At 63.7% G+C, this 14,989-nt stretch carries 15 protein-coding genes; 6 read left to right on the forward strand and 9 right to left on the reverse strand.

All coding sequences use genetic code 11. The features are described 5' to 3' along the window. Positions 1–92 precede the first annotated feature (92 nt). From NJQ44_RS12430 to NJQ44_RS12445, 4 genes are all read right to left on the reverse strand, one after another. Positions 93–2,912 (reverse strand): DUF7282 domain-containing protein, encoded by a 2,820-nt coding sequence (locus tag NJQ44_RS12430; RefSeq protein WP_254271667.1) that lies wholly within the window; start codon positions 2,910–2,912, stop codon positions 93–95. 309 nt (positions 2,913–3,221) lie between these two features. Then, entirely contained in the window at positions 3,222–3,974 is a 753-nt protein-coding gene (locus tag NJQ44_RS12435) for a VOC family protein (protein WP_254271668.1), read from the reverse strand. Positions 3,975–4,021: 47 nt separating this feature from the next. Next, positions 4,022–4,474 carry a TIGR04206 family protein gene (locus NJQ44_RS12440; RefSeq protein ID WP_254271669.1) on the reverse strand — a complete coding sequence of 151 codons (453 nt, stop codon included), beginning with the start codon at positions 4,472–4,474 and terminating at the stop codon, positions 4,022–4,024. A gap of 104 nt (positions 4,475–4,578) precedes the next feature. Then, entirely contained in the window at positions 4,579–5,688 is a 1,110-nt protein-coding gene (locus NJQ44_RS12445) for an OBG GTPase family GTP-binding protein (RefSeq protein WP_254271670.1), read from the reverse strand. A 198-nt stretch (positions 5,689–5,886) separates the two neighbouring features. On the opposite strand from NJQ44_RS12445, the gene NJQ44_RS12450 reads away from it, so the two are divergent. Both NJQ44_RS12450 and NJQ44_RS12455 read left to right on the forward strand, forming a co-directional pair. Further along, positions 5,887–6,087: a VNG_1110C family protein gene (locus NJQ44_RS12450; RefSeq protein WP_254271671.1), complete on the forward strand. Its 201-nt coding sequence runs from the start codon at positions 5,887–5,889 to the stop codon at positions 6,085–6,087. Positions 6,088–6,420: 333 nt separating this feature from the next. After that, complete coding sequence (locus NJQ44_RS12455; RefSeq protein ID WP_254271672.1) at positions 6,421–6,909, forward strand: 50S ribosomal protein L11; 489 nt, start codon at positions 6,421–6,423, stop codon at positions 6,907–6,909. Between the two features lie 72 nt (positions 6,910–6,981). On the opposite strand, the gene NJQ44_RS12460 is transcribed toward NJQ44_RS12455, so the two are convergent. Then, positions 6,982–8,631, reverse strand: a complete 1,650-nt coding sequence (locus NJQ44_RS12460) for a sensor histidine kinase (protein WP_254271673.1) — start codon at positions 8,629–8,631, stop codon at positions 6,982–6,984. A 150-nt stretch (positions 8,632–8,781) separates the two neighbouring features. Here NJQ44_RS12460 and NJQ44_RS12465 point away from each other — a divergent pair, with 150 nt between their 5' ends. The 4 genes from NJQ44_RS12465 (at position 8,782) to NJQ44_RS12480 (ending at position 12,215) form a co-directional block, all read left to right on the forward strand. Continuing rightward, positions 8,782–9,420, forward strand: a complete 639-nt coding sequence (locus NJQ44_RS12465; protein ID WP_254271674.1) for a 50S ribosomal protein L1 — start codon at positions 8,782–8,784, stop codon at positions 9,418–9,420. 1 nt (position 9,421) lies between these two features. Next, a complete protein-coding gene (locus NJQ44_RS12470; protein ID WP_254271675.1) occupies positions 9,422–10,468 on the forward strand; it encodes a 50S ribosomal protein L10 in 1,047 nt (348 codons plus the stop codon). Positions 10,469–10,489: 21 nt separating this feature from the next. Next, complete coding sequence (gene rpl12p / locus NJQ44_RS12475) at positions 10,490–10,828, forward strand: 50S ribosomal protein P1 (RefSeq protein WP_254271676.1); 339 nt, start codon at positions 10,490–10,492, stop codon at positions 10,826–10,828. A 142-nt stretch (positions 10,829–10,970) separates the two neighbouring features. After that, a complete protein-coding gene (locus NJQ44_RS12480; protein WP_254271677.1) occupies positions 10,971–12,215 on the forward strand; it encodes a tripartite tricarboxylate transporter permease in 1,245 nt (414 codons plus the stop codon). Here NJQ44_RS12480 and corA read toward each other — a convergent pair. The 4 genes from corA to NJQ44_RS12500 all read right to left on the reverse strand — a co-directional run bounded on the left by corA (position 12,210) and on the right by NJQ44_RS12500 (position 14,957). Beyond that, the gene (corA, locus tag NJQ44_RS12485; protein WP_254271678.1) at positions 12,210–13,187 is read right to left on the reverse strand and encodes a magnesium/cobalt transporter CorA; all 978 of its coding nucleotides are present in this window, start codon (positions 13,185–13,187) and stop codon (positions 12,210–12,212) included. The two genes, NJQ44_RS12480 and corA, sit on opposite strands and share 6 nt — an antisense overlap. Further along, a complete protein-coding gene (locus NJQ44_RS12490; RefSeq protein WP_254271679.1) occupies positions 13,184–13,354 on the reverse strand; it encodes a hypothetical protein in 171 nt (56 codons plus the stop codon). The genes corA and NJQ44_RS12490 overlap by 4 nt, the downstream gene beginning before the upstream one ends. Before the next feature lie 44 nt (positions 13,355–13,398). Further along, a complete protein-coding gene (locus NJQ44_RS12495) occupies positions 13,399–14,040 on the reverse strand; it encodes a DUF6517 family protein (protein ID WP_254271680.1) in 642 nt (213 codons plus the stop codon). A gap of 461 nt (positions 14,041–14,501) precedes the next feature. Continuing rightward, complete coding sequence (locus NJQ44_RS12500) at positions 14,502–14,957, reverse strand: MEMO1 family protein (RefSeq protein ID WP_254271681.1); 456 nt, start codon at positions 14,955–14,957, stop codon at positions 14,502–14,504. Between the last annotated feature and the right edge of the window lie 32 nt (positions 14,958–14,989).

The raw sequence follows: 14,989 nt of genomic DNA on the forward strand, positions 1-14,989 counted from the left end.
TACGCGTCTCCCGTACAGTCGTCGATAGCGCTGCCGCTATCGGAAAAGCGCATCAAAGAAAGTTCGAAAGTCAGGGACGGGAGGTGTTCCCGTTAGTTGTCGCGACGGACTGCGAGGAGCGCAGCGGCGACGAGAGCGACGAGCGCGATGACAGCGGTGAAGCCGGGGCCGCTACCTTCCGTGGTAGTCGGCTCTTCCGTCGGCTCTTCCGTGCTCATCGTGGTCGGCTCTTCCGTCGGCTCTTCCGTCGGCTCTTCCGTCGGCTCTTCCGTGGTCGGCTCTTCCGTCGGCTCTTCCGTGGTCATCTGTTCGGAGACGACCGTGACGTTGGCCGAGTCGGTGACGGGCGAACCGTCAGCCGTGTACGGACCGTCGTTGTCCGGGAAGTCGTACGTCTGGTCACCATCGTCGTCGAGGTGCGGCATGGCGACCGCAGTGAAGTCCTCGCTCTGGCTGGAGTCCAGCGTAATTTCGACGTCGGAGTGGCTGCCAGCCTCGAGGTACGAGGAGGCGCCGATGACGTCACCGGAGGCGGAGCCTGCGTGGATGGCGATGAAGCCACCGTCGGACAGCGTGGCGCTGTCGACGACGATGGTGTCACCGTTGGATTCCTGGTCACTGATGCTCACGGACGCGGTCGGGGCAGCCGCGATGGTGCCGTCGATCTCGTCGTCCGAGATACCGGTCGAGACCGTGAAGTTCGTGCCGGGGCTGTTCTGGCTGAAGTCAGCCGTTGCCGTGAAGGTGCCGTCGGCCTGAACCGTGGCGCTCGGCTGCTTCAGGAACGGGCTGGCGCTGCTGGTGCTGCGGATGCTCACGGAGACGTCAGTCCCGGGCGCGACGTTCGTCGTGCCGGAGATGGTCTGGCCGGAGGCAGCCTGCACCGTGATAGCGTTGCCGTTGTTCAGCTCAGAGGTGCGCTCTTCGACCGTGAAGGAGTCGTTGACTTCAACGTCTTCGTCGAACTGCTCGAAGGCGTCGTCAACCGTGAAGTTCGCGACGTATTCGGTATCGTCAAGGCTGGCAGGCGACTCGTCGATGACGACGAAGTGTGTGTCGTTGGCCTCGTCGTAGATGACGTTCATCGCGGAGTAGGGCACCGCCGAAATACCGATCTCACCAGCGTCCTGGTTCGGGCCAGCGCTGGCCTCTTCGATGGTGTGAGCGAATGCGCCGTTGGACACACCAGTGTCGTTGACCGTGTTGTTGTGGTGGACCTTGTAGGTCGTCGATGCGTTGAAGTCATCCGCTTCAGCGTGGTACTGGAAGAGACCCTCCAGACCGGACGCCTCAACCTGGACGACGATGAGGTCGTCTTGGGCGATGGTGTTGGTCTGGGTGATGTTGTTGTTGCCAGCGAGCTCATAGACATCCGAGGCGTCAGCGTCGGAGCTTTCGAGGTCGCTCTTGATGCCGCCGGGGGCTGTCCAGACCTGGGCGTTGTCGACGGACGCTTCCTGAAGGGAGAGCGTCGCGACAGCGTCTTCCTCGAAGTTGCTCCACGAGGAAGCGTGTCCAGCGGACAGGTTCATATCGTACTCGGTCGCGTCGAGGAGGTTTTCGCCGCGGGTGTTGCCGTTCCAGGAGTCCTGGAGGCTGCCGTCACCGCCGCGGACGAATTCGCCAGCCTCAGCGCGCTGACTGGGGGTGCCCCACGTCGGGACCTCAACGTCGTCGTCGCTGTCGTTCGTGGTGACGACCTCCCCGTACGACTGGGTCGAACCAGCGGAGTAGGTGTTGAACTCAACGATGACCACGCCGTCGTCGTTACCGTCTTCGACGTGCAGGGTCAGGTTGTAGTTGTCGTTGAGGCGGTCCCCAATGTTCAGAGTAGCCTGATCCGTGTTCTCCATCTGGATCGGGATCTCTGCGACGTCACCGGTGTTCTCCGTGACGACGGAGGTGCCGAAGGACACCTCACCATCTGCGGCTTCGCTCACGTTGATCTGGTCGGTCGTGACGCTGTTGCCGGTCTGGTTGTCGGTGACTTCGACGGTGTACTCGTCCTCGTCCTGCGTCCCGAAGTTGACGGTGACTTCACCGGATCCATCGAGGGACGTCGTCTCAGTCTGGACGACATCGTCGCCGCTGTCGATCAGTTCAGCCGTGATATCCGAGGAACCGCGTCGGGCGGAGACGTCGACTTCGACATCGTCCTGAGTGGTGAGTTCGGTGTCGACAGCTTCAGCCGACAGGCCAAGGTTGTTCAGGCTGAAGACCTGAACGTCGTTGCCGAACTCGGCGCGGTAGTCCGTACCGGTGTCGAGGTCGCTCGTGCTGAGCACGAGAATCTGGCTGTTCGCGCCAGTCGACCCGTCGATGGCCGTCTGGCCTTCACCTTGTTCACCCTCGGCGACGAAGACGGACGCGTCCTCGCTCGTGGTCTGGATGGCAATCGGGGCGCCACCGTAGACACGCGACGCGGAGTTGTTCTCCGTGCCGTCCTCAGCGAAGGTGACAGCGGTCGTCGTGATATCCTCGAGGACAACGTCGGTGGTGTCACTGTCCTGCTGGTCGGTGACACTAAGGTCGAGGGTCAGGTTCTGGTTCGGGTCGATGTCCTGGTCGAGCTGCACGTTGACGCGCTCGCCGTTGATCGACGCACTACCGGACTGTGCTGCGATACCAGTGTTACCGTCGACATAAACGTTGTTGACGGTGACACTGGAGACTGTGTCGTTGAATACAATCTCCACGTTACCTGAACCGAACTCGGCGCTGGAGTCGGCCTCGAGCGGAGCCGCGGCAGCACTACCAGCGAAGGCAGTGCTCATCGCGAACACCGAGAAGACCATCAGCGCTGTCAGGAACAGGCTGCGGAGTTTTTCTGAATTGTCTGTCATAGTTTGTAGGTTGCTATCGGGCGGCGTCAGCCGTTTTCCACGTGGTCGGTACGCGGTCACCGCGACCACGCGTAGACCGAACCGGTGTACTCACTTCTGGCGCCATGGGTAGGGGTACGCTCGTAACGAACGTCGGATGTTATAAATGCTTTGTGGTCAGCCGTGTGGAATGAGAATGATACACATGCCGGAAATCAGCGAATAGAGACGATATTGGCCGGGTATAAGCGCTTTGTGGTTCGTTTCAAACCTGTGTCATTCGTCCGTCAGACGGCCGAGAGAAATGTCGACGATTAGAGACCCACAACGCCCGCGGTTCGGGCTATCGGGGCATGGACGAACGTGATTACGTCGGCTGGTGAGAGCGTGACGCGTCAGTCAGTTGGTGACGATTTCGACTTCGTGACCGTCGGCGTCTTTCGTGAACGCATACCGGTCATCGCAGCTTTCGGGGTCGCGGTAGTCTTCTGCGTCGCGCCCCATCAGCGCGTCCCACGTCTCGTGGAGGTCGTCAGTTCGGACGGCGATGTGGCCCCACGCGTCCCCCATCTCGTAGGCGCGCCCGTCGTAGTTGTACGTGAGTTCGACCGACATGGCCTCGGGGGCGGCGTCCGCGGGCTTGAGGAAGTACAGCGCGAACGAGTCGTGTTCGGAGCGGCGGAACATCTCGTAGTCGAGTTTTCGCGTGTACCAGCCGATTGCTTCGTCGGCGTCCTCGACCCGGAGCATCGTGTGGTCGAGGGACCACGCCGCGCCGTGGTCGCGCTCGACGATTTCGATTTCGTGGCCGTCCGGGTCCGTGACGAATGCGTAGGACCCACCGCAGGAGTCGGGGTCTCGGTAGTCCTCGACCCCGGCATCCATCAGTTCCTCGTACGCCTCGTAGACGTCGTCACATCGGACAGCGATGTGCCCCCACGCATCACCCATCTCGTACGTGCGCCCGTCGTGGTTGTACGTTAACTCCAGGAGGGCACCCTCCTCGTGGACGTTCTCGGGACCGAGGAACACGTTGGTGAACGTGTCGGCCTCCCAACGACCCTTCTCCTCGTAGTCCAGATGCGTCTGGTACCACTCGAGGGAGTCTTCGAGGTCTTCGACACGCACCATTGTGTGGTCGAGCGTCAGCATGCTTCGGTGGACGAGTGGGCGAGCGAAAAGGCTACCGACGCTGGCGCTCAGCGGTCGACGAGCGATGCGGGTTCGGGCGCGTCGAAAAGGGGCCAGTAGTACCACCAGCCGACGACGACCAAGAGGAGCGATCCGACCGGTAGTGCGAGATACCCGATACGCCTGTTGAACCCGAGGAGCAACCCGAACTGAGAGAGTCCCGCGGCGACTATCGCGAACGCCGTGAGTCGCGGGTCCTCGCGGCAGAGGACGCCGCCCACGGCGCTCACAAGTCCCAAGAGGTACAGCGCGACTCCCGTTCCCCACGATTCGATGAACGGCGGGAGGGTGGTCGTGAACCGGAAGAAAAAGTCCGAAACCGTGACGAGGCGTATTGGGTCTGTGTTGAACAGGCCGAACGCGAACACGAACGTCACCCCGCCGCCCGCATCGACGACTGTCCACGGCACGATACCCGCGACGACGACGGCGAGAAGACGGCGGCGGGGACCAGCGACCATATCCAGAGGCGGGACCAGAGGCAAATGAGTGTGGCTATCGCCGCGCGTACGCGAGAAACACAATATCGAGTGGCATCACGAACGAGTATCGAACTACGCCGAGGCTACCGACGGGCGACGATACGGAGCACGTCCTCGTCGGCGAGTTCGTGGTCCCGGCCGACCTGTTGCTCGTCGTGTTTTGCGCTCGGACCGCTGACGCGGGCGAACCGGAACCGATCGTCGAAGCTCCCGCCGAGTTTCCGGCAGGCGTCGTCGACGGTGTCGCCCTCTCGAAGGATGAGCGGTTCCTCGTAGTCGACGCCGCGACCCGGCTTATCCATGTAGATGCGGATGAGGCCCAGTTCCTCCCAGAGGCGTTCGACGAGTCCGTCGAGACCCTTCTCCTTCTCGGCGCTGATGAAGATTGCCTCCTCGGGGTCGATACCTCGTTCTTCGAGGTCGGCGTTGACCGTCGGGAGGTAGTCCGGTTCGATGAGGTCGGCCTTGTTGACCGTGACGATGGAGGGGAGATACACCCGGTTGTCCATCACCCCGTCGATGAGTCGGTCGAGGTCGACCTGTTCGCCGATGGTTACGTCGGCGTTGATGTACCCGTGTTCGCGGAGCACGTCCTTCACCGTCTCCTCGTCGAGGTCGAGGTCGACGGAACTGGTGACCGACAGACCGTCCTTGGCCTTCTTACGGATGCTCACGCGCGGCGGTTGTTTGTCCAGCCGTATCTTGTTCGCGTACAGTTCCTCGCGGAGTCGGTCGTATTGCTCTATCTCGAAGACGGAGACGAGAAAGACGATGAGGTCGGCGGTCCGGACGACGGAGAGCACTTCCTTCCCGCCGCCGCGGCCGCCCGCCGCGCCCTCGATGAGGCCCGGAACGTCCAGAATCTGGATGTCCGCCCCCTTGTGCTTCAGCATCCCGGGGTGAACGTCGAGCGTCGTGAACTCGTACGCGCCGGTTTCAGAATCGGCGTTCGTCAGTGCGTTCAACAGCGTTGACTTCCCGACGCTCGGGAAACCGACGAGAGCGACGGTCGCGTCGCCGTGTTTCTCGACGCTATAGCCACCGCCGCCGCCGGACCCCGACTGCTGGTCGAGTTTCTCTTTCTTCTCGGCGAGTTTCGACTTCAGTCGACCGATATGCGACTCTGTCGACTTGTTGTAGGGCGTGCTGGCGATTTCGTCTTCCAGTTCCTGAATCTCCTCTTCGAGCCCCATTAGGTGTACGTCGGCCCCGCCCACAGAATAAGGCTTTCTTCCCTCGCCGAGGAGCGGGGGTCGTGTGCTGACCCGCAGTATCAATCTCGAAAACCGGGAGGCAGGAACGCAGGACTGCGGTGACGACCGAGAATCCTCCAGACACGCCACTTCCGGATTTCGACACACCTTTACCACATCCACTATCAGTATTCGACAATGGTTGGTGCGGAGCGGTTTCGTGATAGCACGCAAATCCTACTCCCCGACGGGACCCTCGACGGACTGCGCGAGGAACTCGAAGCGAAGTTCGTGGTGAGCATCCACTCCGAGGGGAATCAGGTCCGCATCATCGGCTCGCCCGTCGAGATCAAGGAAGCGGGTGACTTCTTGGCGATGAACGGCATTAGCTTCGCCTGAACTGTTCCCTTCCCGCCTTATTTCCAGCAGACGTAGAGCGCATCGAGCGGAGGGTGTGACGGCAACGCCGCAACGCCGTTGCGGGGTCAATGGCCCGCAACCCGCTTCTCGAAAGCGTCCATGGAAAAACGCCGGACCCTCCCGTGGTCGCGTCGGGTGAAACGCCTCGCTTCGCTCGGCGTGTGCGTCGACCGAAAGCGGGACGCAGGCTGAGAGGACGACTGAGACGACATCGGACGCGACGTGTAACGCGGTCCGTCTCTCCGTGTGTCGGCCTCACGCGGCGTTCGGCGAAACGCAATCCTTTAAACCTCCGAGGGGGATTGCTCGTACATGGCTGGAACTATCGAAGTGCTCGTCCCCGGCGGGCAGGCCAACCCTGGCCCGCCCCTCGGTCCCGAACTGGGGCCGACGCCCGTGGACGTGCAGGCAGTCGTGCAGGAGATAAACGACCGCACCGAAGCGTTCGACGGCACGGAAGTCCCCGTCACCATCGAGTACGAGGACGACGGTTCGTTCTCCATCGACGTGGGTGTCCCGCCGACGGCCGAACTCGTCAAAGACGAAGCCGGGTTCGACACCGGAAGCGGCGAACCCCACGAGGAGTTCGTCGCCGACCTCTCGGTCGACCAGGTCATACAGATTGCAGAACAGAAGCAGTCCGACCTGCTCGCCTACGACCTGAAGAACGCCGCAAAGGAAGTCGTCGGGACCTGCACCTCGCTGGGCGTCACCATCGAGGGCAACAACCCCCGCGAGTTCAAAGAGCGCATCGACGACGGCGAGTACGACGACCTGTTCGCGGCCGAAGCGTCGGCGTAAGCGACGGTTCCGTCTACTCGCGGGCGTTTTCTCCCGTATTCGATCGATTTCCGACGCGACCGAACAGTAGCGTCACTCTCCCGGCAGTCCCTCTTCGTCCTCGGCGAGGGGAACGCGGACGGTGACCGTCGTCCCGCCGTCGGTGGGCGTCGACACCGACACCGTGCCGTCCAGCGAATCGACGAGCCACCGCACCATCCACAGCCCCAAGCCGTTGCCGTGCGCCGTGGGCGTCTCCTGTCGCTCGCCGACCAGTAACTCTCGCTCCGTCTCCGGGATGCCGGGTCCGTCGTCGTCGACGCTGAATGCGACCGTCGACCCGTCTCGGCGGGCGGTCAGTGAAACCGACCGCTCGCCCATGGGCGCGTCGGCGTGCGTAATCGCGTTCTCACCGAGTTCGCGCAGTATCAACGGGAGGCGGCGGCCGCCACACACCTCCGTGGCCGCCTCGACGCTCGTCTCCACTTTCGCCTCGGGATAGCTGGTCCAGAGTGAGTGGGCGACGTCCTCAACGAGCGTCACCACCGTCGCTGGAACCGGGTCCGCCGACCGTCCCGTGAGCAGTTCTTCGTGAATCGCCCGCGCGTGTTCGGTCGTCGCCATGAACGATTCGGCGCGGTCGTAAATCCGCTGTGCGGAGGCCTCGACTTCCTCGCTCGTCTCGTCGCTGTCGAGAATGCGCTCCGAGGAGAGCATGACGACCGACATATCGTTGCGGAGGTTGTGGCGGAACACACGATTGAACACCGAGAGCTGTGACTCGCGGCGGTCGAGCGTGGTCGCCAGCGAGTGGAACCGGTCGCTGATTCGCTGCCACTCGGCGGCCGGTCCGAGGGAGAGCGAGGTGTCGTAGGTCCCGGATTCGAGACGGTCCAGGCCGTCGTCCAACCGCTCTATCTGTTGAATGGTCATCCGAGAGGCCCAGACGCCGAGCGCCGCGACCAGCAGCAACGTCCCGATAATCCCGCCGACCAGTAGCCCCGTCGCTCGACGGAGGTGCTGTCGGAGGTCCCCGCTGTCGGCCAGCAGTCGCACACGCCACCCTGTCCCGTCGACGGTCGCCGTCGCGTACAGCGCGGTGTCGAACGCCCGCGACTGGTCGTACAGCGTGACGTTGTCGGTAGTGCGGACGGCCAAGGAGCGCTCGTTCGACAGCAACACCGTCGACTGCTCGAAGAAGTCGGTCTCCGTGAGGTGAAACGCGGCGTTGAGCGTGCCGACCACATCACCGCCCTCCCGGATGGGGGCGGAGATGATGACGACGTAGTTGCCGCTTTCGGCTTCGAACGGGTCGCTGACGTGGGAGTCGCCGTCAATCGCTTCTCGGACGTACGTTCGGTCGCCGAAGTCCTGGCCGACTAGTTCCTCCCTGCGGTTGGCGGAGAGGTCGGCCGCGTCGAGTGCGACCATCGTCCCGTTGGCGGCGACGACGGACGCACCCTCGAAGACGGTCGTTCGGCGAAACGACGCCAGCGCTTGACGCTGTGCGGCCGAGCCGTGGTCTGCGACGGCGACGTTCGACGCCCAGAGGGCGACCGCCGACTCCTTCTCGTGTAGTCGCGTTTCGAGGTCGTGGGCGACGCTCCGGACTTCGTTTTCCAGCGTCGAGCGCTCTTGGGCCGTGACCTCGGCCTTGTGCAACGACACACCGGTGTACAACAAGCCGGACAGAATTAGGGCGACGAGCAGTAACACCCCCAAAAATCCGGACCGGAGTCGCATTGCGTCGAGAGAGACGCTACCGTGTAATAAACCGTCGGGACCGGTGCTTCGACGGCTTTAAGTGTCGCATTGGCCTCTTGCCGCACGAGACAGGCATCCGCCTGTTTCACTGACCCGTAGAAGCCGATTGGCGTACTACGGAGGTGAACAATGGCAGACCAGGAAATAGAGAACGCAGTCTCTCGCGCACTCGAGGATGCACCCCCGCGGAATTTCCGCGAGACGGTGGACCTCGCAGTCAACCTGCGCGACTTAGATCTTAACGACCCGTCGAACCGTGTCGACGAGTCCGTCGTCCTACCTGCTGGCACCGGTCAGGAGACCAAGATTGTGGTCTTCGCCGAGGGCGAAACCGCCCTTCGTGCCGAGGAGGTCGCAGACGACGTACTCGACCAGAACGAACTCGAGGAACTCGGTGGCGACGACGACGCCGCCAAGGACCTCGCCGATGACACTGACTTCTTCATCGCAGAGAAGAATATGATGCAGGACATCGGCCGATACCTCGGGACCGTGCTGGGTCCACGCGGGAAGATGCCGGAACCGCTCGACCCCGACGACGACGTCGTCGAGGTCATCAACCGCATGAAAAACACCGTGCAGCTCCGCAGCGGTGAACGTCGGACCTTCCACACCCGCGTCGGTGCCGAAGACATGTCCGCCGAGGACATCGCCGACAACATCGACGTCATCATCCGCCGCCTGCACGCCGACCTCGAGAAGGGTCCCCTCAACGTCGACACCATCTTCGTGAAGACGACGATGGGCCCGGCCGTGGAGGTTGCCTGATATGAGCGCCGAATCTGAACGCAAGACAGAGACGATTCCCCAGTGGAAGCGCGAAGAGGTCGACGCTATCGTCGAGATGATCGAATCCTACGAGAGCGTCGGCGTCGTCAACATCGCTGGGATTCCGTCCCGACAGCTCCAGGACATGCGCCGTGACCTGCACGGCACCGCGGAGCTTCGCGTCTCGCGAAACACGCTCCTTCGCCGCGCGCTCGACGAGGTCGACGACGGCCTCGAACAGCTCAACGAGTTCGTGACCGGCCAGGTCGGTCTCATCGGCACGAACAGCAACCCGTTCTCGCTGTTCCAGGAACTCGAAGCGTCGAAGACGCCCGCACCCATCGGTGCCGGTGAAGTCGCCCCGAACGACATCGTCGTGCCGGAAGGCGACACCGGCGTCGACCCAGGACCGTTCGTCGGCGAACTCCAGAGCATCGGTGCCGACGCACGCATCCAGGAAGGCTCCATTCAGGTCCTTTCGGACTCGACCGTCCTCGAAGCGGGCGGAGAGGTCTCCCAAGACCTCGCGAACGTGCTCAACGAACTCGGTATCGAACCGAAGGAAGTCGGACTGGACCTCCGCGGCGTGTTCGCCGACGGCGTCCTGTTCGAACCCGAGGAACTCGAACTCGACGTCGACGAGTACGCGAGCGACATCCGCGCGGCCGCCGGGCAGGCGTTCAACCTCTCGGTCAACGCCGGATTCCCGACCGCGCAGACGGTCCCGACGATGCTGCAGGCCGCTCGTGGCGACGCCAAGAGCCTCGCGCTCCACGCCGCCATCGAGGACCCCGAGGTCGTTCCCGACCTCGTGAGCAAGGCCGACGCACAGGTCCGTGCGCTCGCCGCGCAGATTGACGACACAGAGGCGCTGCCGGAGGAACTCCAAGACGTGGAGGCCGCCCCGGCCGCAGAGGAATCGGCTGACGACCAAGACGACACCGCGTCCGAGGACGACGCCAGCGACGAGGCCGAAGAGGCCGACGCAGACGACGAAGACGACGATGACGACGAAGACGCTGGCGACGCGCTCGGAGCGATGTTCTAACCAACACACCACTTCAGAACAATGGAATACGTTTACGCTGCACTCATCCTGAACGAATCGGGCGAAGAAATCAACGAAGAGAACCTCACCGACGTGCTCGAGGCCGCTGGCGTCGACGTCGAGGAGTCCCGCGTCAAAGCGCTCGTCGCGGCCCTCGAAGACGTCGACATCGAGGAAGCCGTCGAGGAAGCCGCTGCCGCACCCGTTCCGGCCAGTGGCGGCGCCGCCGCGCCCGCTGAGGGCGACGACGACGAGGGCGACGAGGAAGAAGCGGCCGAGGAAGAGGCCGCCGACGAAGACGACGATGACGACGAGGACGACGAGGCCAGCGGCGAGGGCCTCGGCGAACTCTTCGGCTAAGTCGGACATCGCCTAACCAGCATTTCTTTCGCGCGCTGTGTCGCCAGCGACGGCACCAGCCATAGCCCCAAGCGCTGCCCACGTCGGCCACTGATCGCGCCCGCTGGCAGGGTTGAAGTGCGAAGCCGGGACCAGCGACGCTATGGTCCCGGTTACCGTTTCGGCTCCGGTCAGACTGACGGGAGACCCGTTCTCGGTCGGGTGGCTCCTCCTCGCCGTCACGGGTGGGGTCGCCCTCGGCACGCTGAGCGGACTCGTGCCGGGACTACACGCCAACACACTGGCGCTCCTCCTCGCGGCCGCCGCGAGCGAGGTTCCCGGGCCGCCGCTGTACGTCGGCGTCGCGATGTTGGCGACGGGCGTGACACACACATTTCTGGACGTCGTTCCAGCGTTGGCACTCGGGGTTCCCGACCCGGCGATGGCCGCGTCGTCGCTCCCGGGTCATCAACTCGTCATCGAGGGTCGTGGTCGTGAGGCGCTCCGGCTATCGGCACTCGGGAGTAGCGGCGCAGTGCTGCTGGCCGCGCCGCTCGCCGTTCCCCTCACCGCCGCAATGCGGGCGGGCTACCCGCTCGTGACTGCCAATCTGCCGCTGGTCCTCGGCGCCGTCGTCGCCCTCCTCGCCGCGACCGAACCAGACCGTTCGAAACGAGTCGGGGCGCTCTGTTCGTTCGCCGCCAGCGGTGCCCTCGGCATCGTGTTTCTCGACGTGCCCGTCTCCGGTGCGCTCCCCGTCACCGACGTGCTCGTTCCGCTGTTCGCGGGGCTATTCGGCGCGCCGGTGTTGCTCGCGGCCATCGAGGGCGACGGCGTTCCCCCGCAAACGGACCCCGCGGTGACTATGTCGCGGCGCGGGGTCGCCACCGTGACGACCGTCGGAACGCTGTGCGGGGCCGTCGTCGGGTACCTCCCCGGTGTTTCGAGCGCCATCGCGGCGACGCTCGCGCTCGGACTCACGACGCGGCGGGGGCCGCGCGCGTTCGTGGTCGCGACGAGCGGTGTCAACACAGCGACGGCTGTCTTCGCCCTCTTTGCGCTGCTCACCTTCGGCGACGCGCGGACGGGTGTCCTGGTCGCACTCCAGCGCGCTGACGTACCGCTGGTGTTGCCGCCCCTGGTCGTCACCATCCTCGTCGCTGGCGTCCTCAGCGCGGTGCTGGTCCCGACGCTGGGCGACCGATACCTGCGGACCGTCGGTCGACTCGACCCGATGTGGCTCGCGATAACCGTGTTGGCGGGCCTCGTCGGTCTTTCAGCGCTATTCGCCGGTCCACTCGGTGTGGCCGCGTTCGGCGCGGCGACGCTCGTCGGCCACTTGCCGCCCCGATTTGGTTGCCGGCGAGCGACGCTGATGGGCGTCCTCCTCGTCCCCCTCATCTTATAGGTACTCCCGACGGTGAAAGTGAAGAAGCATCACGAGAATCATCAAAACCATCCCGAGCATCGTCGCCGGATAGGCGAACGTCCACCCCAGTTCGGGCATGTTGTACGCGCTGTCGGCGAAGTTCATCCCGTAGACGCCGACGACGAACGTCAGCGGGATGAAGATGGTGGCGACGACGGTGAGCACCTTCATCACCTCGTTGGTGGATTGGGAGAGCGTGTTCAGGTAGATGTCCCGCGCGCCGGACATCAGGTCTCGGTACGTCTCGGTCAGGTCGGCGATCTGGACGAGGTGGTCGTACACGTCCCGGAAGTACTTCTCCGTCTCGGCCTGTATCTGCGGCGGGTCGCCGCGGGCGAGGATGCCGACGGCCTCGCGGGCGGGCCACACCTGCTTGCGGAAGGAGAGTAAATCCCGTCGCACGTCGTTAATCTTCTCCAGCGTCTCGATGTCCGTCGACACCGTGACCTCCTCTTCTATCTCCTCGATGTCGGTCTCGACTTCGTCCAAGAGGTCGAAGTAGGCGTCGACGATGACGTCGATGACCCGGTACGCAGTGAAATCCGGACCGCGGTTGAGCAGTCGCTCGTCGCCGCGTTCGGCGGCGTCCATCACCCGTTGGATGGGTTTCGCCGGGCCGAGCGAGAGCGTCACGACCCAGTCACGCCCGACGAAGATACCGAGGGGGCTGGTCGCGACCTCCTTCTCGAAGGTGGTTTCGCCGGGCGTCAGCCTGACGCTCTTTAGATGGACGAACGTGTAGTCGGCGTACTCCTCGGTTTTCGCCCTGACGCCCGTCTGAACGTCCTCGATGGTCAGCGGATGGATCCCGAACGCCGCGGCGACGGCGTCTATCTCCTGGTCGGTCGCATCCGCGACGTGAACCCACGTGGTCCCGACGGCGCGCCGCGCCGTCTCGAGGTCGTCGTACCCGACGGCCCTGTCGTCCGCGAAGACGAGCGCGGAAATCACGGGTCCTCCTCGCCGTTACCCGACATCCCGACCGCTAGCACCGTCAGGCCGACCATGAGCGCGGTCAGCGAGAACGCCCGGCCGGGGTACGGGGCGAGGACGCCGACGACGTACCCTACGAATCCGCCGACACTGAGAACCAGACCCACGAGCGAAACCGGCGTCATGGCCGACCAGTCACGCCGCGACTCAAAAAGCGTACTCCCCGCGGTCAGTCCTCGTTGCCGCTGTGTTCGACGCCACGGAACATCGTGTCCACGCGTTCCTGCTCACTGACCAGGTCGGGATGGACCGCGAGGAGGACGATGACGTCCCCCTCGTGCTCGAAGCTCGTGACGTGGATGCGGACGTCTATCTCCTGTCCCTGTACCCGCGTCGTCCCGGAGAAGACGCTCACGTCGCGTGGTTCACCGAGTACCTCGACGCTCCGGTTGCGTTCGAACTGCACGTCGCTGACGCTTCCGGTTCGAGCAGCGATTTCTTCGATGACGCGACGGTTCGACCAAGTGGTCGCGGGGTTGAGGTCCTGTCCGGCGACCGTAGCGCTCGGCGTCGAGAAGACGACGACGCGGGACAGTTCAAGCGTCCCGAGTGGCCCGAGGTCGACCCCGCGGCGGTACTGCGTAATGTGATTTTCCAGTCGAATCGTCCGCTCTTGGCCGAGGACGGAGACCCGTCGCGTGATGTTCTGTTCGGTCGTGTTGCTCAGTTCGTAGCCGCTGTCGGCCAGCGTGCTATCGTCGACTGTCGCGGGCGACGCTTCGAACGCCACTTCGTCGCCGGTAACGAGGCCGAGACAGCCGGAAGAGACGACCAGGAGGGCAACGGCGGCGGTCAACAATCCAGCGCGCATGTGTGCGTGAACTACGCCGTCGCCGCAAAAATCTCTGTTGGCCGCCGGTTACAGGAGGCAGTCCGCGAAGAAGTTGGTGACCGACTACATTATGGCGTTCACGGTACCGAATCGGTCGATGGCGATGTCGCCGTCAATGATAGCGGTCCGGAACTCCCGAGCGGTCGTTCGGACCGACGATATCTTAGACCGTCTGTCGGTCGGGAGTTCTCGTCACCGTCGCGTCCTCGCGAGTCCACCTGCGCTACTCGTCCCGTCAGTTCGCCGTCCATCCGAAAAGAAGCCGTTGCTTGTATCCCATCCGGCCCGTTGACGCGGGGTTCATCCGTTCGTTGTTCGACCGGTCACCGGCGATACCGTGGTCGCTGGCGTCACCGTTCTCGTTAGCGGTCCCGACCCTCTCCTCGAACTATACCGCGACTGAAAAGACTGCCTCCCCCAAATCGGCTCAGTTCCCGCACTCAGAAGAACGACCGGATCAGGTTGGCGGCGTTGTTGATGACGACCCATTTCACGGCGTTGATGGTGCCGATGCCGTCGATAGTGATGTCTCCGTTCTGGATGGCGTTCTGGAACGCTCTGGAGGGGTTGTTCGACTCGACGATTCTGTCCACGGTCTGTCGGTCCGTGCTCATCTTCATCGTCGCGTCGTCACGGGTTCCCTGCTGGAGTTCCTGGATTTTCAACTCGCTGTCCAACCGGAAGGAGGCCGTCGCTTGACTGCCGTCGGAGTCCGTCACCACCAGATTCACCCGTTCGTTTCGCACCTGACTGGCGGCGACGCCGAGGTCCTCGGCGTTGACGTTCTCGTTGTACACACCGACCATGCCCTCTAACTCGGTGTACATCTGGTCGCCCCATTCCGGTTGGTCGCCCTGTGCGGCGGCGGGTGCGGCCAGGCCCCCCGCGAGGACCATCGAAAAGGATAGTAACGTGGCAAGTATCGTAG

This window comes from Haloarcula marina, from assembly GCF_024218775.1.
Classification (GTDB): domain Archaea; phylum Halobacteriota; class Halobacteria; order Halobacteriales; family Haloarculaceae; genus Haloarcula; species Haloarcula marina.